The organism is Virgibacillus carmonensis (assembly GCF_057836705.1).
The window spans coordinates 1-1112 of sequence record NZ_JBYQFJ010000079.1 but is presented as its reverse complement, the minus strand read 5'-3'; the positions used below and the strand labels follow the sequence as shown (position 1 = coordinate 1112).

Sequence of the window (1112 nt, the reverse complement as noted above, 5' to 3'; positions counted from 1 at the left end):
GTTTTTCATTATTTTCCGATCGAAACCGGTTGAAAACCTTGTCGTCTAAATCAGCTTTCTTTAATGCCTTCTCAACTGCACCTGCAATCAGCTTGGCGATGAACCAGCCTACTATTAAAACAATTAATGCGATAACAAAACTTTGCAGCCCGACCATAAAGTTTGTCGAGAAATAATCATTCATGAGATTCATAATGATGTCCCCTTTCAAAATGTGGTAGTTACTTGATACCCAGGGGAGGAAATTCTTAAACATTTTGTTAGGTTTTGTCGAATATGGCATTGATTTCCTCCATTTGAAGACGGAAAAATGCCCAATACCGGGATAACTTGGTATTGGGCATGCCTTGCTAGAGGTGCAACAAAACTTAAACTTATGGAGCTTTTCCCATGAATCGTCTTATTTTACGTTCTGCGTGTTTTTAACCGCTTGATTATATTTATTTAGGAGAACGTCCAAGTCCTGTGAAATAGTCAGTACTTGCGGATCGTCCGGATTATGTTCGTACGCTTCATACATCTTTTGCCTTGTTTCCTCTATTTTCTTTCGTAATTCTTGATCGTTGTACAACACCCGTTCTTCCTCTCCACTTAGTTTGCATTCAATCTGTGAAGTGGAGAAATGAAACTGATTAAAAAACTTTTGCATCATAAACTATGTCCAATTTCCTGTTGCGCTTACTGAACCCGCTATGTGGATTTCATGTAGTTGAATGTTTTCTGCTTGCTAAACACGAAATTTTTGATTTTAATTACAGTTACACTACCACTCAGATAAAACTCTGCCTTATCTTTCATTACATAACGACAATGACAAGATTCTCTATGTTTTTCAGTAACCTCTGTTCCCCCTCCTGTACCATTAAATTATTCATTGGCTCATGTTTAACTAGAGATAGGTAGGTAATCATTACCCCTCTACCTATTTTTTAAACCTTTTTTTACGCAAGTTCCACCTTATGCCGTTATGCACGCGGTTGGGCAAAATTTCCTATTTGAAAGATCTCTTCTACTATATAGACACCGTGCAGCCTAGTTCTTTTGTGTGAAATTTGTAGAAATTTGGTTTATCGGCTAAACACACGGGTATTTATCAAGTATTATAGAGTAAA

2 protein-coding genes are annotated in these 1112 nt (G+C 37.1%); both read right to left on the bottom strand.

What is annotated here, in order from left to right; all coding sequences use genetic code 11:
* Positions 1–193: mechanosensitive ion channel family protein (locus AC3G7N_RS20545; protein ID WP_489424024.1), on the bottom strand; the 193-nt coding region annotated here is incomplete at its 3' end.
* Positions 194–400: 207 nt separating this feature from the next.
* Positions 401–652 (bottom strand): aspartyl-phosphate phosphatase Spo0E family protein, encoded by a 252-nt coding sequence (locus AC3G7N_RS20540; RefSeq protein WP_245837340.1) that lies wholly within the window; start codon positions 650–652, stop codon positions 401–403.
* Positions 653–1112: the final 460 nt, after the last annotated feature.